1 protein-coding gene is annotated in these 1,288 nt (G+C 68.1%); it reads right to left on the bottom strand.

Annotation, left to right across the window (positions count from 1 at the left end; all coding sequences use genetic code 11):
• Window positions 1–455: 455 nt before the first annotated feature.
• The coding region (locus KBI5_RS24250) for a PKD domain-containing protein (protein WP_085016592.1) at window positions 456–1,288 on the bottom strand (833 nt) is incomplete at its 5' end.

The following is a 1,288-nucleotide window of genomic DNA, read 5'->3' on the forward strand; positions in this document are numbered from 1 at the left end:
CGGCGGCCAGAATCAGATCGGGGGAGTCCAGGCCGCCGAAACCCGGGTCGGTGGTGGCCCAGCGTCGGCTCGCCGCCCGCAGACGGGTGCTGTCGGCGAGATGCGCCCATTCGTTGTCCAGCGCGTCGAACACCGCGATGCGACGCCGTGCGGGCGAGGCAGAGGGGAGGACCGGCATCGGTGGCTCCGTTCTCGAATCGGTCGAGGTTGTGGAGCCACCGTCGTCGTCCGCGTTGCCGGTCTGATTGCTCGCGGGTGTGGTTGCCCGGAACGAAATTGTGGGCAACGTTTCTGCCGCTACCGCTTGCCCTACGAGGGCAACTTCGCGGAAGGCCCCTGGGCAACGTTGCCGGCAGCGGAAACTTTTCCTGGGGGCCTCCGCGAGGCCGTGGTTCATGCACCGCGGGTTGGATACTGGCCGAACGGGGTGCCCTCGTGGCCGAGGTCCATACGACCTACCCGGGAGGTGCACCGATCGTGTCGAGGCTGCCGACAACAACCTCGGTGGTCGCGGTCAGCCGCACCGGCTGAAGCGGTAGCGGCTCCCTGACACCGGAAAGGGCGAACGTTCCGGTCCACGTCACCGTGAGAGTGACTCGGAAGGATCCGGACCTGCCGTAGCGATGAGCCACCCCGGCGGCATCCCAGCCCCGCGTGGTTGCAGTCATGTTGGAAGCCTCCTGTGTCGTGCCGTCACCGAAATCCCAGTGGTATTGCGGGGAGGCATGGATGGTGGCCGCGAGTGGCTGAGAGGTCTCCGCGGTGTTCCCGGAGAAGTCCGTGGGGCCGGTCGCGTGCATGAGGTAGCTCGGTCCAGCGAGCCGAGGATTCTGGACGGTAACCGTGATCGACGGCTTCGGAAGGAGCTGTGAGCGCATGGTCGAGGCCAGCGCAGTCTGGACCTGGGACAGTGGAATCGGGTCGTCGGCGAGCAGATAGTTCCCGCAGCCGGAAACGGTGTGGTCATATGCCGTGCGCTCCGCAGTGCTCATCATGGGATCGGGACCGACCAAGGTGAGCAGGTCGCAGACCGCGGCTGGGTCGGCGGGACAGTTGACGTCACACAGGGCCGCGGCCGAGTCCGACGGCACCGGGACCGGTGCGACCATTCCGTCCTTGTAGCTGTAGCGATAGCGGTAGCCGCCGGGGGCCGACTGGAGGGCGCAGGCTCCCCAGAGGGTGCCGGCGCACGGCGTGGTCGCCTCCGGCCGCGTGTCGGCTTTGGCGGACCCGGCGAGGACGACGGTTCCCGCGGCTGTCCAGGCGATGACGGCGGCCAGGGCTCGCC

It is taken from the genome of Frankia sp. KB5 (genome assembly GCF_002099325.1).
GTDB classification, from domain to species: Bacteria; Actinomycetota; Actinomycetes; order Frankiales; family Frankiaceae; genus Frankia; species Frankia casuarinae.